General features: G+C 44.8%; 22 protein-coding genes. 8 read left to right on the forward strand and 14 right to left on the reverse strand.

Translation table 11 applies throughout. The features are described from left to right. Positions 1 to 192 precede the first annotated feature (192 nt). Positions 193 to 1,281, forward strand: coding sequence for a hypothetical protein (locus ACLSSO_RS02030; protein ID WP_340590069.1), 1,089 nt, complete (start codon positions 193 to 195; stop codon positions 1,279 to 1,281). Between the two features lie 60 nt (positions 1,282 to 1,341). Here the strand turns inward: ACLSSO_RS02030 and ACLSSO_RS02035 are convergent, their stop codons facing one another. Then, a complete protein-coding gene (locus ACLSSO_RS02035; RefSeq protein WP_413943902.1) occupies positions 1,342 to 1,539 on the reverse strand; it encodes a CopG family antitoxin in 198 nt (65 codons plus the stop codon). Positions 1,540 to 1,686: 147 nt separating this feature from the next. Then, complete coding sequence (locus ACLSSO_RS02040) at positions 1,687 to 1,872, reverse strand: hypothetical protein (protein ID WP_295901692.1); 186 nt, start codon at positions 1,870 to 1,872, stop codon at positions 1,687 to 1,689. Positions 1,873 to 2,058: 186 nt separating this feature from the next. On the opposite strand from ACLSSO_RS02040, the gene ACLSSO_RS02045 reads away from it, so the two are divergent. Continuing rightward, a complete protein-coding gene (locus ACLSSO_RS02045; protein WP_413943903.1) occupies positions 2,059 to 2,916 on the forward strand; it encodes an EamA family transporter in 858 nt (285 codons plus the stop codon). Between the two features lie 25 nt (positions 2,917 to 2,941). Here the strand turns inward: ACLSSO_RS02045 and ACLSSO_RS02050 are convergent, their stop codons facing one another. Genes ACLSSO_RS02050 through ACLSSO_RS02070 form a run of 5 tightly spaced genes read right to left on the reverse strand, consistent with a single transcriptional unit; the run spans position 2,942 to position 8,392 of the window. Next, a complete protein-coding gene (locus tag ACLSSO_RS02050) occupies positions 2,942 to 4,021 on the reverse strand; it encodes a hypothetical protein (protein WP_413943904.1) in 1,080 nt (359 codons plus the stop codon). Between the two features lie 18 nt (positions 4,022 to 4,039). After that, positions 4,040 to 4,903, reverse strand: coding sequence for an ABC transporter permease (locus ACLSSO_RS02055; RefSeq protein WP_413943905.1), 864 nt, complete (start codon positions 4,901 to 4,903; stop codon positions 4,040 to 4,042). 5 nt (positions 4,904 to 4,908) lie between these two features. Further along, entirely contained in the window at positions 4,909 to 5,937 is a 1,029-nt protein-coding gene (locus ACLSSO_RS02060) for an ABC transporter permease (RefSeq protein ID WP_413943906.1), read from the reverse strand. Then, positions 5,934 to 7,409, reverse strand: a complete 1,476-nt coding sequence (locus tag ACLSSO_RS02065) for an ABC transporter ATP-binding protein (RefSeq protein WP_295901705.1) — start codon at positions 7,407 to 7,409, stop codon at positions 5,934 to 5,936. Before ACLSSO_RS02065 ends, ACLSSO_RS02060 begins: the two co-directional genes overlap by 4 nt. A 2-nt stretch (positions 7,410 to 7,411) precedes the next feature. Then, positions 7,412 to 8,392, reverse strand: a complete 981-nt coding sequence (locus tag ACLSSO_RS02070; RefSeq protein ID WP_413943907.1) for a BMP family lipoprotein — start codon at positions 8,390 to 8,392, stop codon at positions 7,412 to 7,414. 260 nt (positions 8,393 to 8,652) lie between these two features. On the opposite strand from ACLSSO_RS02070, the gene ACLSSO_RS02075 reads away from it, so the two are divergent. After that, positions 8,653 to 9,369 carry a Crp/Fnr family transcriptional regulator gene (locus tag ACLSSO_RS02075; protein WP_413943908.1) on the forward strand — a complete coding sequence of 239 codons (717 nt, stop codon included), beginning with the start codon at positions 8,653 to 8,655 and terminating at the stop codon, positions 9,367 to 9,369. Between the two features lie 69 nt (positions 9,370 to 9,438). Here ACLSSO_RS02075 and ACLSSO_RS02080 read toward each other — a convergent pair whose 3' ends face one another. The 3 genes from ACLSSO_RS02080 to ACLSSO_RS02090 form a co-directional block, all read right to left on the reverse strand. Next, positions 9,439 to 10,506 (reverse strand): hypothetical protein, encoded by a 1,068-nt coding sequence (locus ACLSSO_RS02080; RefSeq protein WP_413943909.1) that lies wholly within the window; start codon positions 10,504 to 10,506, stop codon positions 9,439 to 9,441. 141 nt (positions 10,507 to 10,647) lie between these two features. Continuing rightward, complete coding sequence (locus ACLSSO_RS02085) at positions 10,648 to 12,228, reverse strand: S8 family serine peptidase (RefSeq protein ID WP_413943910.1); 1,581 nt, start codon at positions 12,226 to 12,228, stop codon at positions 10,648 to 10,650. A 69-nt stretch (positions 12,229 to 12,297) separates the two neighbouring features. Further along, a complete protein-coding gene (locus tag ACLSSO_RS02090; protein ID WP_413943911.1) occupies positions 12,298 to 12,729 on the reverse strand; it encodes a hypothetical protein in 432 nt (143 codons plus the stop codon). 121 nt (positions 12,730 to 12,850) lie between these two features. Between ACLSSO_RS02090 and tsaA the strand changes: the two genes are divergently transcribed. From tsaA to ACLSSO_RS02110, 4 genes are all read left to right on the forward strand, one after another. Next, a complete protein-coding gene (gene tsaA, locus ACLSSO_RS02095) occupies positions 12,851 to 13,558 on the forward strand; it encodes a tRNA (N6-threonylcarbamoyladenosine(37)-N6)-methyltransferase TrmO (RefSeq protein ID WP_413943912.1) in 708 nt (235 codons plus the stop codon). A gap of 66 nt (positions 13,559 to 13,624) precedes the next feature. Next, positions 13,625 to 14,608, forward strand: a complete 984-nt coding sequence (locus ACLSSO_RS02100; RefSeq protein ID WP_413943913.1) for an isopenicillin N synthase family dioxygenase — start codon at positions 13,625 to 13,627, stop codon at positions 14,606 to 14,608. 126 nt (positions 14,609 to 14,734) lie between these two features. Continuing rightward, the gene (locus ACLSSO_RS02105; RefSeq protein ID WP_413943914.1) at positions 14,735 to 15,205 is read left to right on the forward strand and encodes a hypothetical protein; all 471 of its coding nucleotides are present in this window, start codon (positions 14,735 to 14,737) and stop codon (positions 15,203 to 15,205) included. Positions 15,206 to 15,249: 44 nt separating this feature from the next. Further along, entirely contained in the window at positions 15,250 to 16,023 is a 774-nt protein-coding gene (locus ACLSSO_RS02110) for a hypothetical protein (protein ID WP_295900121.1), read from the forward strand. Positions 16,024 to 16,103: 80 nt separating this feature from the next. Here the strand turns inward: ACLSSO_RS02110 and ACLSSO_RS02115 are convergent, their stop codons facing one another. From ACLSSO_RS02115 to ACLSSO_RS02130, 4 genes are all read right to left on the reverse strand, one after another. After that, positions 16,104 to 18,782, reverse strand: coding sequence for a valine--tRNA ligase (locus ACLSSO_RS02115; RefSeq protein ID WP_413943915.1), 2,679 nt, complete (start codon positions 18,780 to 18,782; stop codon positions 16,104 to 16,106). Between the two features lie 749 nt (positions 18,783 to 19,531). Beyond that, positions 19,532 to 20,569 carry a porin gene (locus ACLSSO_RS02120; protein ID WP_413943916.1) on the reverse strand — a complete coding sequence of 346 codons (1,038 nt, stop codon included), beginning with the start codon at positions 20,567 to 20,569 and terminating at the stop codon, positions 19,532 to 19,534. A gap of 102 nt (positions 20,570 to 20,671) precedes the next feature. Next, entirely contained in the window at positions 20,672 to 21,013 is a 342-nt protein-coding gene (locus ACLSSO_RS02125) for a rhodanese-like domain-containing protein (RefSeq protein WP_295900118.1), read from the reverse strand. A gap of 2 nt (positions 21,014 to 21,015) precedes the next feature. Next, a complete protein-coding gene (locus ACLSSO_RS02130) occupies positions 21,016 to 22,233 on the reverse strand; it encodes an MFS transporter (protein WP_295900117.1) in 1,218 nt (405 codons plus the stop codon). 29 nt (positions 22,234 to 22,262) lie between these two features. Between ACLSSO_RS02130 and ACLSSO_RS02135 the strand changes: the two genes are divergently transcribed. Then, positions 22,263 to 23,405 carry a hypothetical protein gene (locus ACLSSO_RS02135; protein ID WP_413943917.1) on the forward strand — a complete coding sequence of 381 codons (1,143 nt, stop codon included), beginning with the start codon at positions 22,263 to 22,265 and terminating at the stop codon, positions 23,403 to 23,405. Positions 23,406 to 23,411: the final 6 nt, after the last annotated feature.

A 23,411-nucleotide genomic window follows, 5' to 3' on the forward strand; every position in this document is an offset into this window, starting at 1 on the left:
CTGTGTACTTGAAACCACATTGAGAAAGTGGATGGCGATGTTTTGAGCAGCGATGAAGAGATCTCAAAATTTTTGTTGTTGATCTTGGACTAGGTCCTCATTAGCATTTTTTATGTAATGGCTTACAGCTTTTAATGGATTAATAAGTTTATAAGTAATCATAAGATTGCAACGAAACGAAAGGATGCAACAATGAAAAAACTTTTAGTAATGGCAGCTATGACAGTTGCGGCTACTAACGCGTTCGCGGGTGTAAAACTCGTTGTACGTTCAGACTATGTCAACACTCCAAACTACGACGACAACACAGGTGCTGAAGTTGCTGGAACTTCTGTATTTACACCTGCAGTTGCTCGCTTGTACCTAACTGGTATGGTTGGTGACGCTGTGATCGATTCTGGTTGGAATCTTCGTGCGTTCACTCCAGAAGTATCTGCTGGCGGTACTCTTTCTAAAACTATGACTGTTGATAAGTTCGTAGATCACTTGACTATTGCGAAGCCAATGGGTGACTGGACTTTCACAGCTGGTAAATTGCAAGTTAACGTGGGCGGATACGAGCACGGTAAAACTATCATGGGTGACACTTACTTGACATCACTTGCTGGTGGCGGTGTTGGCGGTGACGGTCAAACTGGTTCAGTTGTAACTCCAGAAAACTCTTCAGGTGTTGCTGCTGCTTACGCGATCAACGCTGATCACAAACTTGAGTTCCAAGTAACTAACTCTACAAATGCACAAACTATCGAAGCTGGCGCTAGATCAACAGACAAGCGTCACAACATGGGTTTGGCTTACTGGGGTTCTTTTGCTGAAAAAATGTTCCAAACATACTTGAGCTACACTGTTGGCGCTGGCGACACTATCGCTGCTGGTGTAACTACTGGTCATGAACAAACTTTCCTAGGTGCTGGTTTCCGTATCGCTCCAATGGAAAACTTGAACATCGATCTTGAGTACCTAGCTAACAGCGATAAAAACGCTACAACTGGTGACAAAGACGAGACAAACTCTACAATCGTAGAAGCTTCATACAAAATCAATAACTGGACTCCAGTTTTGAAGTACGAAATGTCTAACGATAAAGTTGCTGGCAACGACAACTTCAAACGTAACGCATTCGCAGTTGGCGTAGAATACATGCCAAAAGCTGAAGACGCTTTCCGTTACCACATCGCTTACGCTTCTGCGAAAGACGATTTCGACAATGCAGCGTTGGAAGACGTTACATTCAACACTATCACTGTTGGTTTCAAATACACTGGCGACATCGCGAAGTAATTTGATCCTGAAAAGGTGAAAGTTAAAAAGCCCAGGCAACCCCTGGGCTTTTTTTATTTTTTAAGAAGCTCTTTTGATAACCAGCTCGATGAGCGCTTTTCTAATCAATTTCTGATAATCCGTTTTATCTTTTGTGGCGATCTTCTTGAGCTCTGTAAGTAGCTCTGCAGGAACTCGCAATGTGATCGTAGTGTCTTTCTTTTTAATTTCTAAATCATAGATATCATCAAACGATTTCCAGACTCCATGTTCAATCAAACCGGAAAGATCGCGATCTAAGGGGTCGCGAGTGGATAAATTAGGTGAAGAGGGATTCTAGAAAGCGATATCTGGAAAAAGGAAAAACCCAGGCCTTGGGGGGAAGAGCCTGGGTTTATTGGGGGCTATTTAAAATTCTTCTACGAATTAGCGAGTGCCAGTGTATGTAGAAGGAGCCGATGCTGTCTTAACAGTTTGTACTTTCACAGAAGAAGGGGCTGCTGTTTTTGCGAAAAGGCCGCCTGATTCTTTGTGATCGCATTTAGTTGCACCGAAAGAAGTTGTTGCTGCGATCGTGATGATTGTTGCTGTGATGATTTTTGCGAATGTCATTTTGAACTCCTTCGTAACAAGCTGTATACATATCCCTAGTGCGAGGAGTATGCCACGCGAGCTGATTCATCCTGAGAATCACTCAACGACCTTTCAAGCACTTAGAAACGGCGATTCTCAGAGTGAGATCGCAGTGACGGCGTGTGACCGACAACGCGCGCACCTGTCAGCTTTCTAACAGTTTCGATGAAGGAGTTTTTCTTCGTGCGTGCTCTCTTGTCTTCTTTAGGTTTGATTCTGATGGCGATGTTTTCGATCCAACTTGGGGCATCGATCGCAAAGCAGCTTTTCCCTGTTGCTGGGGCAGCGGGAACAACTGCCTTACGTGTAACGATGGCGGCGATTCTTTTATCTGTAGTCGCAAAAATTTGGAAACATAATATTTCCTGGAAAAGTCTTCCGTCACTTGCGGCCTACGGTATTTCTTTGGGAAGCATGAATCTGCTTTTTTATTTTGCCTTAGAAAGAATTCCTCTGGGAATCGCAGTCGCTTTGGAGTTTACGGGACCTCTTGCCGTCGCTCTTTTTTCTTCGAAAAAATCTTGGGATATTTTATGGGTGCTTCTTGCCGGGATAGGAATTTATCTTCTGCTTCCGGTGTCTCCATCAACAAGCAACCTAGATGTGATCGGTATGCTTCTCGCTTTAGCCGCGGGATTTTTCTGGGCCTTGTACATTATCTTCGGGCAAAAAGCGGCGAAGCATGGAACCAGTCTTCAAGTCACAGCGTGGGGAATGTGGTTTGCGACACTCATTGCATTGCCTGGCGGAATGTATTTTAACAGTGCAGAGATCAAAGACATTTCACTCTGGCCGATGGGACTTGGAATCGCCATTCTTTCAAGCGCACTTCCATATTCATTAGAAATGAAAGCCATGCGAAATATGCCGACAAAAACTTTTGGTATTTTAATGAGTATGGAGCCTGCGGTGGCAACACTGATGGGACTTTTAGTGCTTAAAGAGACTTTAACTTTGCCACAGTGGATGGCCATTGCCTGTATCATCGCGGCGTCGGCGGGAAGTACAGCGACGGCTAAGTAATTAAGCCGTCGCAAAAAAACAGAAACTATTTCTTTTCTTCTTTATCTGATTTTTCAGTCGTATCGAAATAATCTGGAGCTACGAAATCCACAGTAAATGGATATTTGTAAGACTTGTATGCGCCCAATTTTGGTTTGCCAGCACTTGCGTAAGCCTCATCCCAAAGATTAGCCAGCAAAACCGCACCACGAGCCATTTCAGTCACAATGTAAGGCTTCATTTTTTTGAAAGCCACAGAAGCCGGTTCACGCTCTGCCGCTGTTTTGATTTCCATTCCTTTTTCTTTTACTAGAGTCGATTTCTTTTTGATCGGATCAAGCTTTAAGATTTTTGGAATTTCTTTATTAGAAATCACACTTAGCACTTTCATTTTCTCAATCGGAGTTTTTGGTTTCAAGAACTCAGGCTTTTTCATCGCGCGAGCCTCTTTAAGAACCAAGTAATCCAAATCGCCATCGAACTGGCCAACAACCGCATCTTCAAAATAAGCGTGGATGCCGCCGTGTCCTGCTGCATATCCATCATAGTCTGCTGTCGTATGGAATGGTTGGCAGTTGTCGCCAACGAAGTGACCCATCAAACCCATTGAAGTCACTAATTGATAAGCCAGCTTGTTGTAAGGAAGATCATTGTTTTGTTCTTCTTTAAAATTCGCCGGAGGAGTCGCTAGCGCAAATTCTTTTTCAAGGCCCGCGATAATGCGCATGAATTGATCGACTCTCCACCAAGAAGAACCGAATTCTTGTGGGATGGATTTGATTGTTGATCCATCATTTTTAAATTTGTTTGGTTTTCCTGTATAGTCGGCGATCAATTTTTTGTAATCAACAGGAATGTCTTTCACATCAAGACCGATCACTTCGATATCGATGAAGTGAGCAGGGTTGCCAAGTTTATTGGCTTCTCCGCCAAGACTTTTCCAATAAAAATCCGGCATATTGCACAAGTGACCCATCATCTGTGGTTTGTGTTGGAGATATTCTTTTAAGCCAGGCTCCTTCACCAAGAAGCTCGCTACACGGCAGATGGTATCGTGACCGCGACCACCCCAAGCAAAAGCTTGTGTCGACATTAAAAGAATCAATCCTGCAAGAAGATGTTTCATAAAAACCTCTGTTGAAAGTTATCGTCCCAACGCTTTCGGAGCGCGGCTTTTTCCGATAAAGCCTGCTAACGCAATGATGGTTACGATGTAAGGTAAAATTTGAATAAATTGAACGGGAATTTCAAAGTCGTTCACTTTGATTCCCTGCAAACGAATTTGCAAAGCGTCCGCAAATGCAAAGAGCAAACAAGCTCCAAGAGCTGGAAGTGGTTTCCATTTTCCAAAGATCAAAGCCGCGAGCGCCATAAAACCGCGACCGCCCGTCATCAGTGGAGAATAAGAAGAAGCCAAGAACAAAGACAAACTCGCGCCACCCCAAGCAGCGAAAGCTCCACTCACAGAAACCGCAGCCCAACGAACTTTACGCACACTCACGCCGCTCGCGACAAGAGCTTCGGGATGTTCACCTGCAAAAAGCAACCACAGTCCTGATCGCGTTTTATAAAGCCAGTAAGTTAAACCACCGACTAAAACAAACACCATCACGAGCGGCTCAAAACTAAAACGATCTTCCGCCAACAACGCGGGTGTGGAACCCGTTGAGTTGTAAAGAATCTTCGTGAGAAATGGAATAAGTCCCATCACAAGAAGATTAAACGCCATACCTGTCACGATTTGATCGGCTTTAAGTTCAATCGTGAAAAGAGCATACAAGGCTCCGATCACAAGGCCTGCAATCAAAGCGGCACCCCAACCCAGCCAGGCCGAAGCGAACATGTGACCGACAACAGCACCAGCAAAAGCGCCTGTGAGCATGAAACCTTCAAGGGCGACGTTCACAACACCGGAACGCTCGCTCATAAAGCCACCCATCGAAGCAAAAACCAAAGGAGTTGCTAAACGCAAAGTTGCTAGAAGCAAAGAGATGATAAGAGCCATCATGTCCATCAGTCTTTTCTCCTTTTGTGTTTAATCCATTCCCAATAACCTTGAGCCGTCACACCTAAGATGATTAAGCCTTGAATGATGCGAGAGAAATCGCGAGTGATTGTCGTTGTCTCAAGATCTAGATCAGAAGCGCCCTTATGAAGAGCACCCATTAAGAAAGCGGCGGCAATAATGCCGAGCGGATTGTTGTTCGCAAGAAGTGCAACCGCAATTCCGATAAATCCATAGTCCGGAGAAAACCCAATGCGATACTGTCCCGCACTTCCTAAAACTTCAGAAAGAGCGACACAACCAGCAAGGGCGCCGGCCAAAGCCATCGCCAGCATCTGCACTTTCTTTTCAGAAATCCCACCGCGATGGGCGGCTTCAGGATTGGAACCGACCGCCCGCAAACCAAAGCCCCATGTGGTTTTCCAGAGAAATATCCACATCAAAATCGCAAACACGATAGCAAAACCCAATGAAGCGTTGGCCGGCGTGTCTGGGAAAAGACGCGCAATTAAATCGTAATCCTTAAACATATAGTTTGGTGACACCATCGCTGTTTCAGGATTTTGTGAATTTGGATTTGGAATAATTTTAAGAGTGAACCAGCTTGCAATACCTGCGGCGATGAAGTTGAGCATGATTGTGATAATCACTTCATGACTTCCGCGATAAGCGCGCAGCCATCCCGCAATCCATCCCCAGAATCCCCCGGCGAGAATGGCAGCAAAGAATGCAACAATCGGAGCCAAAGGAAATGGAATGTTCGGGCAAAGCACACCGACAGCTGCTGCCGTAAGAACGGCGACGGTCAGTTGTCCTTCTGCACCGATATTAAATAATCCGGCATGAAATCCAATAGCGACAGAGAGACCACAAAAAATCAAAGGCGTTGTATATGAAAGAGTAAGACCCAAATCATACATGGAACCAAAAGCACTCTTCATAAGAATCATGAAGATGTTCCAAGGATTTTCGCCAGCAAACAAAGTCAAAAGCAAAGCGATAGTAAGACCGATTAAAAAACCGAGGATGCGTTTCACTTGCAACCTCCCATCGCAGTTCCGAGTGCAATTTCATTAAATTCAGAGCGGTTGAACTCCGCCACCAATTTTCCTTTGTAAAGAACCACGATGCGATCTGAAAGAGTCATGAGTTCATCAAGCTCCGAAGAAATCAAAAGAATGCCGGCGCCTTCGTCACGAGCTTTGCGAAGTTCGCCGTGAATAAATTCAATGGCGCCAATATCCACACCGCGAGTCGGTTGTGCCGCAATCACCACTTGAGGTTTTTGCGAAAGAGCGCGGGCCACAACGAGCTTTTGCTGGTTTCCACCTGAAAGCTTATCGAAAGGCAAAAGCGGATTGTGCGGGCGGATGTCGTAGGTATCCATGATCTCTTTTGTGCGAGAAATAATCTCGCGCACTTTTAAAAAGATACCGCGCGAGAAAAGGGAACGCTTGTGTTGACCTAAAATAAAATTCTCGTAAACAGGACGCGCAGGAAGCATTCCGAAACGCAGACGGTCTTCGGGGAAAGAGCAAATCAATCCTTCACTGCGGATCGAGCCATTCACGGAACCTTTTTTCAGCGCATGTTTGTCGAGCAAAGAACGAATCAAAATATCTTGTCCGTTGCCTTCAACACCTGCAACTCCAACAATCTCTTTGGAGTGAACGGTAATGTTGATATCTTCAATCTGATGATTGCCCAAAGTCGCAGAGACATTGTCGAACTTTAAAACGGCACGAGTTTTATCAACGGAAGTTTGTCTTTCTTGCGGCGCTTGAATGTGGCGACCCACCATCATCTCAGCAAGTTCAGAACCATTTGTTTCAGATGTTTTTTTACTTCCGACCACGCGGCCGGTGCGAAACACCGTCACGGCATCCGTAAGGCTCATCACTTCTTTGAGTTTGTGAGTAATGATAAGAATCGTTTTGCCTTCTTCCTTGAGACGACGAAGATTTTTAAACAGGTCTTGCACTTCTTGAGGAGTCAAAACGGCGGTGGGTTCATCCAGGATTAAAATCTCGGAATCTTGTGAAAGGATTTTTAAAATTTCCAGGCGCTGTTGTTCGCCGACAGAAAGATCTTCAACCTTCGCATCCAGATTCAAAGTAAAGCCATAGCGTTCCGCAATTTCTTGCAATCGTTTCTTTTGTTCTTTGCGCGGAAGAACAGAAAACGCAGATCCTTTTTGTTGAAGCAAAATATTATCAAGAGCAGTGAAAGGCTCTGCCAGCATGAAGTGTTGATGAACCATGCCGATTTTGGCAGCCATGGCGTCAATCGGGGAATCGAAGGAAACAGGATTTCCGTGAACGAGAATTTCACCGCCATCAGGACGATAGAGTCCGAAAAGGATTTTCATCGCGGTGGATTTGCCGGCACCGTTTTCGCCAACGATGCCGTGGATAGAGCCTTTAGCAACAGAGAAAGAAATATCAGAATTCGCGCGGACTTCGCCGAAATATTTGGAAACCCCTTTAAACTCTACGGCTGAAACACTCATTACTATTTCTTTTTGTAGTAGTCAGGAACTTGAATTTGACCCGCGATGATTTTCTTTTTGATGTCCTCAAGCTTTTTTCTCATATCAGGAGTCACAAGCTTTTCGTTGTATTGATCCAAAGTGTAGTTCACGCCGTTGTTTTTAAGACCAAAGTGACTTACTCCACCAGTGAACTTGCCTTCTTGAGTTTCTTTGATTGTGTCGTAAACCGCAACGTCGACAGCCTTCAACATGCTCGTCAAGATCACGCCCGGCTTAATCCAGTTTTGGTTGGAATCACAACCAATCGCAAATTTCTTTTTATCTTCAGCCGCATCAAAGATACCTGTGTTAGAGGCACCCGCAGCACCAAACACCACATCAGCGCCCTTTGCGTACTGAGAAAGAGCCAACTCTTTCGCTTTTGCAGGATTGTTCCAAGCCTCACCCGTCACGCCGATGTAGTTTTCAATCACGTTGATTTTTGGATTTACATATTTCGCACCGGCTGCGTATCCCATCGCAAAACGACGGATCAAAGGAATGTCCATACCGCCAACAAAACCAACAGCGTTGTTTTTAGAAACCATCGCCGCCAAAGCGCCGACTAAGAAAGAACCTTCGTGCTCTTCAAACAAGAGAGAGCGAACGTTCTTCGCATCGACTTCACCATCAACAACGGCGAATTTTACATTTGGAAATTGAGCTGCTACTTTTTTAACGGCTTCTTTTTGCGCGAAACCGATTCCGATCACAAGATCGAAATTCTTACGGGCAAAAGAGCGGTGCAGGTTTTCAATCGCGTTTGTATCCGTGGCTTCAACATATTTCAGATCAATTTTCAGATCTTTTTCTGCTTTTGTTGCTCCAAGGTAAGCTGCGGAGTTGAAAGATTTATCGTCTTTGCCGCCCTTATCGAGAACCAATCCGACTTTAATTGGATTTGCGAAAGAAACAATGTGGAATAACACAATTAACAGGCCAGTAACGAACGATTTAACCATCTTTTGAGCCCCTTAAATATGATGAAACTCAGGTGCCTTTTAGCACTAAGTAAACGTTTGATATCACAAAAAAAACTCTGATTTCTGGCGGAGAAAGTAGGGGAGCTGTCTCTATGAGTCAAGTCAAAAGCATGTCAGGGCGTTAATAGACTGCCGTTACAAGAGTGTTATGTCGAAATTTCAATTAGGCGGCTGTATAATACCAGTTTAGGATTGGCCTAAACATTAACCCAACGAAGAAAGCTCGGAGGTAATAGAGTATGGAATCTCAAACAATACTCAATGGCGGAGTAAACTCCCTTGGTTTTATGGGCAATCAAAACCTAAGTATTCCGAATACTTCAAACGTTCCTTATGAAGTGATTCATCTCAAAGAAGAAGAGATGATTTTCAAAGAAGGGGAGCCGGCGAAGGGTCTGTATTACGTGCAATCTGGCTGTGTTAAAGTTGTAGTTAACCGCTCTCATGCCCGCGGACGCACAACTACAAATGAATATGTAACCAAACTGGTATCTCCAGGAGAATATTTTGGTTACAAGGCTTTGGTAAAAGGCATGCCTGCCCAGAGTCATGCGAAAGCTGTTAAATCGACAGTGCTTTGGCTTTACCCACGCGAATTGATTCAAGTGGCGATCGCTCAAGCAAGTCCGTTAGTAAAATTGCTGCTCAACCAAGCAGTGAACGATCTTGAGTCTTTTGAAACCATCAGTCAGCTTCACTATTTGGCATCGGTGCAAGAGCGCATCGCTTACCAACTGGTTTTGCTTGCTGACAAATTCGGAGTGCAAACTCCCAACGGAATTTCATTGAATTTGAAACTGACACGCAATGAGTTCGCTCAGCTTGCCAGCACAATCAATGAATCTTTGTCTCGTCATCTGACTGAGTTTAAAAATGAGGGTCTTATCGATCTAAACGGTAAAGAGATCATCATCAAGAACAAAGATGGCTTGATGAAAAGATCCGGCAACTTCTAAAAAGAAAATTTTTGTCTATGCAAATGACAGTTTAAACCCGTTTCGTTCGCGCGAAGCGGGTTTTTTATTTTACATGATGGCTTGGTTGCAAGTGATGATGTGAGTCTTATTGCCAAGAAGATTTCTAAAATAATCTAAAACGTTGTTTTTGATCATACGCAAAGCTGGCAATGTCACTTTCAGATTTTCCGTGCGGAAAAGATAATAACGAGTCACTTCATCTTGATAAACCAGGATCGCGCCGATTCCTGGAGGCATGGAAAGACCTGTTGAAGCCGCCCAACCAAACTGATGTGTTCCTTGACGGAAAACTCCGGCAACGCCACCGTAAGTGGTATTGCTTTTTTGGTGAGTGAATTCGCCAGTGCGTTTTTCAAATACAAGACCGTAAGTTCCCGCCGCGGAAACTTCCACAAGTCCGGTCAGAGTGGACTTCAATCTTTCCACATCCATAAAGATTTCAAAAACGAATTTGGATTTTTTATTTTCATCCACACGGCGGGCAAAGCTCACGCCGAGTCCCATCATGTAATAAAATCCACCTGACTCAGGAATGTACTTGCCGATACTACGCTCTTTTAAAGTTTTGACGAATTTCTGTGGCAAAGCCATACCGCCTGAAACGGAGAACATCATCGCCGCACCTTTAGTGTTGCTGCGGGAAACAACATGGGAGCTTTCATAGAAACGATTGTTCAGTTCTAGCAAAACCTTGTTAATTTTCTTCGGAGATAAACGGAAGAACGCCAAAGTCTTCGCGAATTTTCCAAGGAAAGCTTCTTTCTTTCCGAGGAACGAAGCGATCTCTGCATCTGAAAGTTGCAAAAGTTTTTGCAAGTGTTCTTCAGAGCGAGGGCCTGACCAGATTTCGATTTTTTCTTGAGAGGGTTCCGCCGTCATGCGGTCTCTGGAATCACGAATGAATTTTTCGCGGTCAAAGTTCTTTTCAGGTTCCGTCACTTCCGAGGGATCAAAGCGCACTTCCAGCTCTTGGGATTCAGAAGTGATTGCGGGTGTGTCTTTTTCGTTGGGCACCAAAAGCAGGTTCGTTTCGTCTTCAGCTTTCGCATTGAAAGACAAAAAGCACGTAACGGCCATCAGCGAAAGGCAAAGTGTTTTAAGTTTAAAGACACGCATTGTTCACCTCATAAGGAGGTAAAAGCAATTCGCGGACCATATTTTATAGATAACATAGAGCAATTGATCGTTAAGGAACTGACAGAGCTGCGACCAAATTTGGCGCCGTCTCAAAGTGAGACGACGCTTTTTTTAGAAAAATTAAAGATGAAAATTCTTTCCGCCACCAATGGGAGTCGGACGGCAAAGTCCTGCTTCAAGAGGACGTTGGAATATTTCAACCGCTCCCGGAGGAATCGCAGCAAAACGTGGGTAAACAGCATACCCACCTTGTGGAAGAGCGACGATCATGTCGTTCAATAAATTTCGACGAAGATAAGATGCCATTGTAATCGGATCAAAAGGCACCATCACACGAACGGCGGCTGTTGTCTGCACAGGAACTCCACCGCGAGACAAGACTTCCCGAACATAATCAGGCACTGGATTTAAATTTACATCAATAAAACATCCAGGGCCCGTAGGACCAAATCCTAAAAGGTTCAATGAAACTCCACGTTGGTTCCAACCATCACCGTTACCGCGAGTGACTGTGTCTAAAAGATCTTTGCGAGTCATGCGCGGCTCTTGAGATTTCAAAATTCCCAAACCGGCAGCAACGATCGCCGCGGCATTGGAACTGCCACGATATTCTCCGCCGCCTGCTAAACGAATAGAAGACGGCGCTAAAAGATCGGGTTTGTCTTTTGAAGAGGAAGAACGATCTGAATCCGAAGCCCCTACAGTAATGACCGTTGTATTATCTGCCGGATTTAAGATCGTGTCATTGATGCTATGAGAAGGCATCGTCACTTCGCCGTCGACAGTGATGCGCAACTGATCGCGATCCACAAAGTTTTGTGAGCGATTTTTCACACGCAAGAAGTAGGTGCCATTAGAAAGTTCCGCAGCAATGATCTCACGTGGATATTTTGAAAAACCAGGGCGAGATTCCTTTGGATCTTTGGATTGTTTCAATGCACTTGTTTGCACAATGCTGAGCATATCGTCCGTCAAAGCAAGATCCAGGTCTTTATCTGTTCCCAGCTCCACGTCGTTTTTAAAATCATTCCAGGAAAGAACGATTTTCACGGGACATTTGCCATTGCGGTTTTCACAACGAATCATCAAGGCGTTGTTTTGATCCGGTAATTGCACCCAATCATCTTTCAGTGTGCGAATGCCTGAATTGTAAGTCGTTAAAGCAAAATTTCCTGCGGCATTCACCCAGATCACGCCGTTGCGTGTGGCGCGGTTGACTTCATTATTGATGAAACCTGTGCCATCAAAATTTCCGCCGTACTCCCACACTTCAGAATAAAGCACGAGGTCCACTTTGTTTGCGATCACATCATCAATCGCCGCTTTGAAATTTGAAAATCCAAAAACATTATAAAGTGTCAGCTCCGGCATCCATTGTGTTGCCTGCATATCATTCGTCATCATCGCAACTAAAATTTGCGCCATACGAAGACCATGCTCCACATTCACATTTTCTGGATTTGCGACAGGCCCAGCAATGTAACGAGTAGAAGCAGGTAGAGAGCGACCCAACTCTTTTTCATAACCGTAAAATCCTTTGTCTAAGACCGCGATCTTAAGACGACGTCCCGGATTTTGTTGAGAGTAATAAGGAGAAAATCCCAAAGAGTATTTAACGCCATCAAGATTTGAGAATGGAGAAGCTGCAAAGGCGAATTGAAAAGAAAAACAAACGCTCAAAAAAGAAATCAATAACTTCATGAACAAAGACCCTTCAAAAAAACAAAAGCCCCATAGAGAAAGCGGCCCTTAAGGACCGCTCTTCATCAACTACCAACGATAGTTTGAGTAGTAATAGTACTGATAGTAGCTATAGCTGTATGTGTAGCACGGTGTATACCAAGTGCCGTACCAGTAAACGTAGCTATAGTAGTAAGTGTTGTAACCGCTGTTGTAGTTTCCGCATGGATTGCAGAAGTACCAGCTCGACGCTCCCGCATCGTTATCCAATTCGCTTCTGACGTTTTCAGCAGAAACAGCTTGGAAAGAACCTTTCAAAGCCAAGGCCTGAGCTTGAGTATCGTTGGCCATCACTTTATCAGAAGCCATCACAGCCGTTTGGTTCGTGCGCGTATCCACGCGAATGACAACCGTTCCGTTCATGGATTGATTCGTTACTGAAGACTCGTTATCAAGTTCTCCGGCAAATGCAGATGCACTCACTCCCAAAGCAAGAGCGGCTACTAAAATCAAATGTTTCATAAGAACCCTCCTAAAAGATATGCTTTCGTTTTATGCAATCCAGAGCGAGTGTCACTCAAAAATGGAGTGTCATTTGAAAGTCCTTGACGCGAGGCAATTCAAAAAGGTACGGCGTACCTCTATGGAACCTATTGGCTATTTAGAATCATGTTTTCGCGATAAATTCGGGACGCCGCGACAGCCTGGCCTTGTGAAGGAGGCATGGGCGCGCCTGAAAATTCGTGCGGATCTTCAACCTGAAGAATCTCTTCAGGGGCTCGAAGGTTTTAGTCATGTGTGGCTCGTGTGGGTTTTTCATCAAAACAAAACGGCGCGCTTTCATGCGAAGGTTCATCCTCCGCGCCTCGAAGGTAAAACGATGGGCGTGTTTGCGACTCGCAGTCCGCATCGTCCAAATCCGATTGGCCTTTCGTTAGTTGAACTGATTAAAGTTGAAAAAGATGGAATCATCGTTGCGGGCGCGGACCTTGTGGATGGCACGCCCATCTTGGATATCAAGCCCTATCTGCCTGAGGTGGAGTCGATTCCAAATGCGCGCACTGGCTGGCCTGCGGAGATCGCCAAAGACCCGATCCATGTAGAATTTACCGAGCACGCGGAAGCTCTTATGAAAGAGTGGGAAGCTCGTCACCCAGATCAGTCATTAAGAAAAGTTGTCGAGGAAACCCTCAAATTGGATCCGCGTCCTGTGGTTTATCGCGGTTATGAGGAAAAAGAGTCTCCTTATCGCAATGAACACGCGGTTCGTTTGTTTGATGGAGATGTCCATTTCAAGTTTGAAACTCCCACTTTGGTCCGAGTTTTTGATATTCGTTTCATACATATTTAGTTGCAGTTGCCTTTTATTTGCGCACCTTGCTAGAGTCCCTGCTGAACCTAACACTGGAGGGAAATCGTGAGAACATTGGATACTGCTTCTCATTCTGAAAACAGCACTCTTCGTAAAGTTCCAACATTGAGCCTTGCTAGCTACACAAAAGGCTCAGACGCGGACCGCGCGAAATTCATCGACAATCTTTTCACAGGTCTTAAAGAATACGGCTTCATCATTCTTAAAGATCACAACGTGAAAGCCGCAGATCTGCATAAAGCTTACGATATTCTTCAAAAGTTTTACTCTCTTCCAACAGACTTAAAAAAATCTTACATCTCTCCGAAAGCGGGCTTCCAGCGTGGTTACACTCCGTTTGGTCAAGAGCACGCAAAAGATTCTCCTGTGATGGACTTGAAAGAGTTCTGGCATGTAGGTCGCGTTCTTCCTGAAGGTCACGCTTTGAAAACGGTTTATCCTGAAAACGTATGGCCGACAGAGATTCCTGAATTTAAATCTCACTTCACAGCTTTGTTTGATGCTTTGGAAGAAGCAGGAAACGTAATGCTTGAAGCTTTGACGATGCCTCTTGAAGTTGAAAAAGACTTCTTTGCGAAAATGACGAAAGATGGAAATTCAATCTTGCGTCTTCTTCACTATCCGCCAATTCCAGACGGTGTTGATCCTCGTTGCGTGCGCGCGGCGGCTCATGAAGACATCAACTTCATTACAATTTTGCCAGCGGCAACGGCTTCCGGCCTTCAATTGAAAGACCGCGATGGTCAATGGTTGGATATCGATTCTGAACCAGATACTTTGATCGTCGATGTGGGTGATATGTTGGCTCGTTTAACAAACGACGTATTGCCTTCAACTACTCATCGCGTGATCAACCCGCAAGACGGTAAAAACCAAAGCCGTTACTCAATGCCGTTCTTTATGCATCCGCATCCAGAAGCGATGTTGAGCTGCTTGCCATCTTGTAAAGGGACAGGCGCGAAATACCCTGATATCACTGGACACGATTTCTTGATGCAACGTTTGCGTGAGATCGGTCTTATCAAATAGACATTTTCCGTCACCGAACTGAAATGACTTCAAGAAAGGGATTCGTAAGAATCCCTTTCTTGCTTTTGGCTCTTGAGATTAGATAAAAACGATTTGTTTCACGAGTAGAACATGAAGGGGGATTTCATGCGATATTTTGTGTTTGTGTTGATGGTCTTAGTGAGTTTGTGGTCGGCGCACAGTCAGGCGGCTGATAACTTCATGAGTTTTAAAATCAATACTCTGGCGCCGGGTCGGTACGATTATTCTTTCGTCTGGAATCCGGTGACTCAAGAGGCGACTTTGCGCGTGGGCTTGGTAGCCGATAAAGTCGATCCGTTTTTGCAAGACAAAGAAATTTCCTTCACCAATGCACAGAAAGCCGAATTTGAAGCTTTGGATTTTCCAAAAGTTGTTCAAGGCTGCGAGGCGATTTCTCACTGGCAGTTTGAATATCAGCCAGGCCTTCCGAACTACTTAATGTATATGACATTGAAAGGTCCTAACTGCGAAAAAGTCGCACAGGTTTTTGATATTCTACAAGTTCGCATGCGTTTTATCGGTGTTTCTGTGGTTTCGTTTGAACCTATTGACGTTGCTGTCGATATCAGTCGGTAAGCATCGTTTCTTGATAAAAAGATTTGAACGGCGTACAACAGGGTATGAAGAAGAATACTTTAATACTCCTCATTGTTGGCGCCGCTGTTATTTTAATCATTTCTTATTGCCAATTCTGGTCGGGCGGAGAAAAAAATCCTACGGCTGTCGTTGATCCCGAAACGATGGGAAACGTTCCTCCTGAATCTTCTTCTGCGGCCGCTGGAAAACCTAAAGGCGAAGTACCTCCTCCGTCAGAGCAAGCGGCGGCTCCGAGCGCGGGATTTTTGCCAACGCAGATGGAAGATGCCGGAAAATTTGAAGCTTACAAAAAACATCTTAAAGAAATGGCCGTTTGCTTAAACATGCAAGTGGGACAGCTTGATCCTCAATCTGAAATTAATTTTGAAACTTTCAATAAAGCGATTTCTCCTGACTTAGGTGACATCGTGATGACGACAGACGAATGGTCTGCAACGGATATTCGCACGAAAGCAGGCGAGCTTCGTCGTATCTACATTGAGAATTCTCCGGATCCGGAAAAGCAGTCACAGAAAAACTTAAAGTATTATTCTTTGAGCACTTCAGGTGAACAGAAAGAATTGCCTTTGGCGGCAGACCAAATGGCGAATCCTTCGGAGGCCTTGATCGCGAGCCTTGAATCAGACGGGGAGCTTGTTGGCAAATCGACATCTCGCCGTATGTTTTATCAAAATGGCGATGATCTTTTATTGATTGAAAGAAACGGAAAGATTTATTCGTTTGAACTTCCGCACGATGGTAAGACTTTTACTTGCATCGATGCGGACTCTGCAAAAATGGCGTGTCGTTGTAAGTAGAATCTTTCGCAGTGAGTGCTACGATGAAAACGGCGAGGAGGGTTGTCTGCTCGCCGTTATTTGGAAATTACTTTTAAGGCTTATTGGAAACGAGTCAAAGCATCACGCAAAGACTCCAGTTGGACCTTCGATTGAGCCAACAAAGCCTTATCCGCTGCAACGACTTCTTCGTCTGCGTTCGCAATAAACTTCTCGTTTGAAAGCTTACCAGAAAGCATTGTGATGTCTTTTTGAAGTTTTTCGATCAACTTGTTGATGCGTTTTACTTCTTCATCAAAGTCCACCAAGCCTTCAAGCGGGATGATCACTTTTACACTTGTGTCTTTCACAACGACCGGAGCCACAGCACACTTCATTAGGTTGCCTTCTTCTCCGATTTCAAGGTTCTCGACACGTCCCATAGTCAAAATCGCCGTGCGGTTGTTGCCCAAGATTTTTTGAACTTGGTCGTTTGTGACACCCAAACGCACGTTGATTTTTACAGCCGGGCTGATGCGGTTTTCACCACGGATGTTACGAATCGCCGTGATCACTTCCTTCACGATGTCGATTTCAAGAGCCGCCTGAGCAGAACCCAGGCTTAGGAACTCTTTATCGTTACGTGTATTCGGGAACTGATCCACGATACAAGCTGTGCCTTTGATAGGAAGCTTTTGGTAAATCTCTTCCGAAATAAACGGAGCAAATGGGTGCAACAAGCGCATCATGCGATTTAAAACTTGGGCGATCACAAGTTGAGTCGCTTGTTTTTCTTCCATGTTGTTGCCGTTCATGATTGGTTTTGTAAATTCAATGTACCAATCGCAGAACTGATTCCAAATGAACTGATAAAGCGCATTGGCAGCGTCAGAGAATCTTTCGCCTTCCATTGCTTCTTCCACTTCTTTTGTGACTTCAGCCAATTTCGTGATGATCCATTGGTCAAAGACGCTGATTTGGCCTTTGTTTGGAAGAGCCTTGACACCTTCAGCAGGAACTTTGAAGTCAGCAAGATTAGAGAGCGCGAAACGAGCCGCGTTCCAGATCTTGTTCATAAAGTTTCTGTAGCCTTCAAGACGTTGTTCACTGAATTTAAAATCTTTTCCAGAGTACAAGTGAGCCGCAAATGTAAAGCGCAGAGCATCGGCTCCGTACTTTTCAATCATCTCAACCGGGTCCACAGAGTTGCCTAAAGACTTAGACATCTTGCGACCTTGAGAATCGCGAACAAGACCGTGGATGTAAACCGTGCGGAACGGAACATCACGCTTAAATTCAAGACCCATCATGATCATACGAGCCACCCAGAAGAAGATGATATCGTGACCCGTCACCAAGTAACTTGTTGGGTAGAATGTTTTAAGTGTCTCAGTCTCTGTCGGCCAACCCATTGTTGAGAACGGCCAAAGAGCCGAACTAAACCATGTATCCAGAACGTCTTCGTCTTGAGTTAGTTTTGTGTTGCCGCATTTTTCACAAGCAGTCACATCTGTTTCACTCACGTTTTGGTGGTTGCAGTTCGTGCAATACCAAACCGGAATACGGTGACCCCACCATAATTGGCGAGAGATACACCAGTCTTCGATATTGTTCAGCCAGTGCAAGTAAACTTTAGTCCAAGATTCTGGTTCAAAACGAATCGTACCGCTTTCAACAACGCGTTTTGCTGGTGTTGCAAGCTGTTCCATTTTTACAAACCACTGTTCAGACAAGAAAGGCTCAACAACCGCACCCGAACGAGAGCAGTGACCCACTGAATGAACATAAGGCTCTTCTTTTTCAAGAAGGTTTTGCGCTTTTAAATCTTCCAACACGCGCTTGCGAGCTTCCTGAACTTTCAATCCTTGATAAGGACCGGCGTTTTCGTTCATCTCGGCTTTTTTCGTCAGAATGTTGATGAACTCCAAGTGATGAGTTTTACCGATTTTGTAGTCGTTAAAGTCATGCGCCGGAGTGATCTTTACAACACCTGAACCGAAAGCCTTATCAACGTAAGTATCGGCGATGATTTTGATCTTTCTGTTGATCAAAGGAACGATGACGTTTTTTCCGATCAAGTGTTTATAGCGTTCATCATCTGGATTTACGCAAAGAGCGGTATCACCCAGCATTGTTTCTGGACGAGTTGTTGCGACAATCAAGAAACCAGAACCGTCTTCAAGAGGATACTTGATGTGGTAAAGAGAACCTTTGATTTGCTTGTGTTCAACTTCCAAGTCAGAAATCGCTGTCTCAAGAGGACCTGACCAGTTCACCAGACGTTGACCACGATAGATCAAACCTTTTTTGTGAAGGCTTACGAAAACTTTGCGAACCGCTTTAGAAACGCCTTCATCCAAAGTGAAAACTGCGCGCTCCCAATCACAAGAGTCACCAAGTCGGCGCATTTGTGAATAAATACGATCGCCATATTGATGTTTCCACTCCCACACTTTGCCTACGAATTTTTCGCGGCCCAAATCATGGCGAGTGACATTTTCTTTTTTAAGTTCTCTTTCAACAACAGATTGAGTCGCGATACCCGCGTGATCCGTGCCCGGCAACCACATTGTGTTGTAACCATTCATGCGCTTCCAACGGATGAGCATGTCTTGAATCGTGTGATCCAACGCGTGGCCCATGTGCAAGAAACCTGTGACGTTCGGTGGAGGAAGGATGATTGAAAACGGAGGTTTTGTGGATTGATCTTGTGCTTTGAAGTATCCCGAATTCTCCCACCACTGATAGGTACGAGTTTCCACGTCTGCGGGATTGTAACGATCGGATAATTGTTCTGACATTTGAAGACCTCTAACTGCGTTCAAGGATACGAAATCCCAAGGTTTTTAACCTTTAGAGAGTAGCAAACTCAAGCTTAATTCGGTAGGGGTAATGCCGGGGGCAAGACCCATAAAACCCTCCGAATGAAATCCTAGACCCTTTCGCTCGGACAGTCCTCGCTGACGCCGTCCCTTTGGGACTGGCTGCTGCGGAACTCGCTTCAGGCCTAGGATTTCATTCGGAGGGTTTTATTGGTTTTCCCGGTTACGCTCCGAGAGTTTTGAGTTGGTATCGTAAGGTAAAATTTTGGGTTGGTGCGTTGAAGTGCGTAGGTTTCTAGTGCAGAAAAATACTTGCGCTTGTTTCTGCCTCGCTGACTTTTGGAGTTGAGCTTTGGATTTAACAAAAGAGTGGTTCTAAAAATGCAAAGCGAGAATGGCCTTTGCCAGACTCGCTTTTGGTGGATCTCCTGTCCGAAAACTTACAGGAGGTGTCCGATGCGTAAAACCAAGTACTTACGTATTCGACGCGTTTTGAAGATTACTAAAGGTTTGTTGGTGATTGTCTTGTTAATCTTGACGATCGTCGCGAAATTTAAAGTTCTTTAACTCAACCTCCAACAAGTAACGACACAGCCCAAGGACTAGTGACTGGGAGACGGTCTGTTTGCCTCGGCTTGAGTGATACATGGATGAGTCTGGTGAAGGCACTTTTCAGAAATAAAAAAGGGAGGTTTGTGGCCTCCCTTTTTTGTTTTCATTGATTCAGATTATTTCAAGAAATCTGCTAGCAGGCGGGCGCCTACTACGAATTCGTCTCGGACTGTTTTGTCTGCTACGCCATCAAGGTCGCCTGTTGTGTTGTTGTAGGCGAAGTGGTAGCGGAAGTTTGTGTCAGTGTAAGGCTTGTATTCTGCAACTACACCGTAAGCGATGTATTTGTTTGTTCTGTCAGTAACACCACCGATTTTTTCTTCTGTGGAGATCACTTCAAGGCGTGGTGTCCATTGTTCCCAACCTGTGTACGCCAATTTTCCTACGAATGAAGATTCAGAATCTTTGAAGCCTGTTGCGTCGGCTTTGAATTCGCCCATCAAGTAGTCAAGTGATGCAGAGATCGGGCTTGAGTTCCACATAACACCAGCTGCGATGAATTGATGTTTGTCGTCTTTTGCTGGACCCGCAAGAGTGTGGTAGCTCAAGTTGAAGTTCAATGCTTTTTCTAGGAAAGCGCCTCTCCAGATCACGCCCCACATGCTTGAGTTTTGTGATGCTGTTGGACCTGCTTTTGTGTCAGGTTCGTTCGTTGCTAGAACGTGGACTTGTTGGCCGTCGAAAGAGAAAGTTCCCTTTACACCAGTCATATAAAGAAGATCTTTTGTGCCAAGAAGAGTCGTTGAAGCTCCTGTTGGAGTGTAGAACGGAGAAGTTAAGTACAAATCAGCACCGCTTGTAGCGCCTTCGAAACCGCCGAATTCAGTGTTGAATTTACCAGCTGTCAAAGTGAAAAGATCCGACATCTTGTGTGACAAGTACGCGTATTCAACAGCTGTTTGAGAAGCATCAACGCCGCGAGTGGCGTCTTTGTTGAATGCTAAACGCACCCGGAAAGTAAGATCTTCAAGAGCTTTGGCTTGGTAATCAAGACGACCTGTTTTGAAATAGAATTTCGTCTGGTCCACTGCTCCCGGAGTGTCTTTGTATGTTGTTGAGTTGTAGTCTGCACGCATGTCCAGGCTCAAAGAACCTGCATGTGCCGCTGTTGTCATGGCTGTTGTTGCCAACGTTGCAATCAAAAACTTTTTCATTGGTACATCCTTGTTTAAAGTTTTAGGTTTTCGAATGTACATAGTATGTTACAAACAAAGGCTGCCGCCAAGGACGCTTTAATTTATTTTGTCAGTTGGCTTTTAGTTTTGGTTGCGCTCTTCAGAAATTCCGACAAAACCATTTTTAACATAAAACGCGTTTGTGAAACCGACCTTCTCAAGTTCTGCAACCACGGTGGGGCTTTTGTCACCTTTTTGATCTAAAACGACGATACCAAAGTGTGCGGGCAGTTTTTTATCTTGAATGAGCTTCAATGCTTCTTCTTTGGATGTACATGAAATTGTTGCGTTTTGAATGTGCATTTGTACGACACTGTCGTACCACGGCTTCAAATTCACTTCTTCAAGCATCACCAAAAGAAGCGGCACTCGGTTGCGCAGCAAATTGTCGAATTGAAAAAAGCCGATGCTGTTAAATTCCATGATCAACCTACGCGCCCGTGTTCGGGAATAAATTTATAAATTATCAAAGCAATGCCTAATCCCATAAACGCCAATAATCCTGAGGCCCAAAACGGAGCTGTGATGGCCACGGCTCCATACAAAGCTCCACCCATGGCGGGGCCGATGATGCGCCCAAGTGAAGCCATACTTTGAGTGACCCCTAGGGTAACGCCTTGTTCTTTGGAATCTGTGAGCAAGCTGATACTTCCTAAGATGGAAGGATTCGAAAGTCCATTCCCAAGTGAAAGAAGTGTCATTGCTATGGCCATAGCAGAAATACTTCCGGAGATGGCAATGCTGGTAAGTCCAAGAGCGAACAAAGTTAAGCCCAAACGCAGCACTTTGCGCTCGCCCCATTTAGGTAAAAGACGACGCACTAAAAAACCTTGTGTGAAAACAATAATCACACCGATATAGGCAAAGCCGAAGCTGACTTGCTTTACATCCCACTGAAATTTTTCTCCCATGAACAGAATCAGCGTGGCTTCCATGGAAGACATTGCAAGTGAACATAAAAGAAAAACTGTCATCAAAGGACCCACAGTTTTTACGTTTAGATAGTGCCACATCACAGAGAATCTTTTTTTCTTCTCCGCAGATTCGCTTTTTTCGCTTAAGGATTCAGTGAGGAATTTGATTCCAAAAAGGAAATTTGCAAAACACAAAACGGACACCCAATATGCTGAAAATGAAGTGTCGAAGTGAGGTGCTGGATTGATATGGTGGCCCCAAACGGCTAAGCCTCCGCCTAACGCAGGACCGACAACGAATCCTAAACCGAAGGCGGCACCAATCAAAGCCATGCCTTTGGAGCGTTCGTGTTTTGGTGTGATGTCAGAAATATAAGCCGAGGCGGTGGAGAGACTCGCTCCAAAAAATCCGGCAAGGATGCGTGCAACAAAAAGCCACTCTAAAGAGCGGGCCCATGCAAAGAGAATGTACGAGAGGCCCTCACCGAAAAGGCAGAAAAGTAAAATAGGTCGGCGTCCTAAGCGATCGCTGAGGCGACCCCAGAATGGAGAAAATAAAAACTGCATCAGCGAGTAAACGGAGAGCAGAAGCCCCGTTTGCAAAGCTGTTGCGCCAAAGTTGCGACTTAAGATGGGAATGATGGGAATGACTACACCAAAGCCCACTAAATAAAGGAAAACGGTGAAAAAGATGATAGCAAGCCGTGATTTGTTTGATGTCGACGTCATAGGGTTGTTAATATTAGGAAGTTATGAAAATGGCAAATAATCTTCAGCGTTTGACGTTCGCCTTTGCAGGACTTTTTTTCTTTTCTTTCCCTGTCTGGGCATTGGATAACTACAAGGAATACAAGCGAGACACTTGGGAGTTTGAAGTCAGCTCCCAATTCTTTCGTTCGGAAGCCAATTACCCTGAATCTGGCGGAAGCAGCCAGAATCTTCCTAATGGAAATCACTATCAATTGATTGATGTCACTTTGGCGACTCGTTATATGCCTCGTCAGAATTGGTCTGTATTTGGTTGGGGAAATGTCGCGAGTGCAGAAAGCAAAGACTCCATCGCGACCAGAACGAACAGCACTTTGAGTGAAGGCGCTGTGGGTGCTGACTTTCTTATCTACAACGAGATGTTTCAGTTGATTCCGGAAGTCATTGCCGTGTTTCCGTTCGAAAAAATTGATAATACTTCAGATACGGTGATGAACTCCGAAGGCGTTATTGAAGTGCGTTCGCGCGTGATCGCGCAAAAAGATTTTGGCACTTTTCGCGGGTATGGTTGGCTTGGCTTCAACTATCGTGCAGAAGGACGCTCCTTCCTTATGCCTTGGGGTGTCGGCGCGCAGTTAAAAATGGATCGCATTCGTTTGGGCGCGGAACTTTTCGGTTATCAAAGTGTCTCGGATGATACAAACAAAAATTCATTGTCGCGCACCTCTTACATCAATGGTGTGAACGCGGGATCTTTAAAATTTTACGGAGCCAACCCGGCGTTAATGGATACGCAGCTGTATGCGAAATGGTTGATCAACCGCAAATGGAGTATTCAAGCCAACGGCGGCGCCACACTGATGGGTTCAAATGTGGCGGCGGGATTTCATATAGGCGGATTTATTCGCTACACATTTGATATGACGGAAGGTTATACAACTGAAGAAGCTTATACTCCGATCAATTCTCCGGTTCCGAACTATCGATCCAATATGTACGACAACCAAATGAGTTCGGATAAAAAAGTTCAGCAGTTTAAAGAAGAAACGGATGACGGAATTGATCAGACCTTGTTCACACCTCGTCCCACGAAAAAGCAGCGCATTCAGCAGGATCAAGAGTTGCAACAGCAGTTGGACGACACTGAATTTCAGTTGGAATTAAAATCGAATAAGAAGAAAAGACGCCGCTAAAATAAA

The sequence above is a fragment of the Bdellovibrio sp. HCB-162 genome, from assembly GCF_047344985.1.
Lineage (GTDB): Bacteria > Bdellovibrionota > Bdellovibrionia > Bdellovibrionales > Bdellovibrionaceae > Bdellovibrio.

What these genes read in the sequence shown, in the direction of transcription:
- ACLSSO_RS02045 (WP_413943903.1), top strand. Translation starts at nt 2,059, where the DNA reads ATGAAGGAGTTTTTCTTCGTGCGTGCTCTCTTGTCTTCTTTAGGTTTG.
- ACLSSO_RS02080 (WP_413943909.1), bottom strand. Translation starts at nt 10,506, where the DNA reads ATGCGTGTCTTTAAACTTAAAACACTTTGCCTTTCGCTGATGGCCGTT.
- ACLSSO_RS02065 (WP_295901705.1), bottom strand. Translation starts at nt 7,409, where the DNA reads ATGAGTGTTTCAGCCGTAGAGTTTAAAGGGGTTTCCAAATATTTCGGC.
- ACLSSO_RS02085 (WP_413943910.1), bottom strand. Translation starts at nt 12,228, where the DNA reads ATGAAGTTATTGATTTCTTTTTTGAGCGTTTGTTTTTCTTTTCAATTC.
- tsaA (WP_413943912.1), top strand. Translation starts at nt 12,851, where the DNA reads ATGGAACCTATTGGCTATTTAGAATCATGTTTTCGCGATAAATTCGGG.
- ACLSSO_RS02075 (WP_413943908.1), top strand. Translation starts at nt 8,653, where the DNA reads ATGGAATCTCAAACAATACTCAATGGCGGAGTAAACTCCCTTGGTTTT.
- ACLSSO_RS02030 (WP_340590069.1), top strand. Translation starts at nt 193, where the DNA reads ATGAAAAAACTTTTAGTAATGGCAGCTATGACAGTTGCGGCTACTAAC.
- ACLSSO_RS02040 (WP_295901692.1), bottom strand. Translation starts at nt 1,872, where the DNA reads ATGACATTCGCAAAAATCATCACAGCAACAATCATCACGATCGCAGCA.
- ACLSSO_RS02110 (WP_295900121.1), top strand. Translation starts at nt 15,250, where the DNA reads ATGAAGAAGAATACTTTAATACTCCTCATTGTTGGCGCCGCTGTTATT.
- ACLSSO_RS02130 (WP_295900117.1), bottom strand. Translation starts at nt 22,233, where the DNA reads ATGACGTCGACATCAAACAAATCACGGCTTGCTATCATCTTTTTCACC.
- ACLSSO_RS02120 (WP_413943916.1), bottom strand. Translation starts at nt 20,569, where the DNA reads ATGAAAAAGTTTTTGATTGCAACGTTGGCAACAACAGCCATGACAACA.
- ACLSSO_RS02125 (WP_295900118.1), bottom strand. Translation starts at nt 21,013, where the DNA reads ATGGAATTTAACAGCATCGGCTTTTTTCAATTCGACAATTTGCTGCGC.
- ACLSSO_RS02050 (WP_413943904.1), bottom strand. Translation starts at nt 4,021, where the DNA reads ATGAAACATCTTCTTGCAGGATTGATTCTTTTAATGTCGACACAAGCT.
- ACLSSO_RS02070 (WP_413943907.1), bottom strand. Translation starts at nt 8,392, where the DNA reads ATGGTTAAATCGTTCGTTACTGGCCTGTTAATTGTGTTATTCCACATT.
- ACLSSO_RS02135 (WP_413943917.1), top strand. Translation starts at nt 22,263, where the DNA reads ATGGCAAATAATCTTCAGCGTTTGACGTTCGCCTTTGCAGGACTTTTT.
- ACLSSO_RS02105 (WP_413943914.1), top strand. Translation starts at nt 14,735, where the DNA reads ATGCGATATTTTGTGTTTGTGTTGATGGTCTTAGTGAGTTTGTGGTCG.
- ACLSSO_RS02055 (WP_413943905.1), bottom strand. Translation starts at nt 4,903, where the DNA reads ATGATGGCTCTTATCATCTCTTTGCTTCTAGCAACTTTGCGTTTAGCA.
- ACLSSO_RS02090 (WP_413943911.1), bottom strand. Translation starts at nt 12,729, where the DNA reads ATGAAACATTTGATTTTAGTAGCCGCTCTTGCTTTGGGAGTGAGTGCA.
- ACLSSO_RS02115 (WP_413943915.1), bottom strand. Translation starts at nt 18,782, where the DNA reads ATGTCAGAACAATTATCCGATCGTTACAATCCCGCAGACGTGGAAACT.